Below are 549 nucleotides of genomic sequence, written 5' to 3'. Positions count from 1 at the left end.
TACCTAGCGTACCTTCGTACTCCTCCGTTACCCTTTGGGAGGAGACCGCCCCAGTCAAACTGCCTACCATGCACTGTCCCCGATCCGGATCACGGACCAAGGTTAGAACCTCAAACAAACCAGGGTGGTATTTCAAGGACGGCTCCACCGAAACTAGCGTTCCGGTTTCATAGCCTCCCACCTATCCTACACAGATCGGTTCAAAGTCCAATGCAAAGCTACAGTAAAGGTTCATGGGGTCTTTCCGTCTAGCCGCGGGTAGATTGCATCATCACAAACACTTCAACTTCGCTGAGTCTCGGGAGGAGACAGTGTGGCCATCGTTACGCCATTCGTGCAGGTCGGAACTTACCCGACAAGGAATTTCGCTACCTTAGGACCGTTATAGTTACGGCCGCCGTTTACCGGGACTTCAATCAAGAGCTTGCACCCCATCATTTAATCTTCCGGCACCGGGCAGGCGTCACACCCTATACGTCCACTTTCGTGTTTGCAGAGTGCTGTGTTTTTATTAAACAGTCGCAGCCACCAGTTTATTGCAACCCCTTC

1 rRNA gene is annotated in these 549 nt (G+C 51.9%); it reads right to left on the bottom strand.

Annotation, left to right across the window (positions count from 1 at the left end):
* Positions 1-549, bottom strand: a 23S ribosomal RNA gene (locus tag HMPREF3115_RS10680); the annotation flags it as partial.

The organism is Burkholderia sp. HMSC10F09, assembly GCF_001806955.1.
Classification (GTDB): Bacteria; Pseudomonadota; Gammaproteobacteria; order Burkholderiales; family Burkholderiaceae; genus Burkholderia; species Burkholderia multivorans.
The sequence above is the reverse complement of the archived record's forward strand: the minus strand, read 5'-3'. Positions and strand labels throughout refer to the sequence as shown.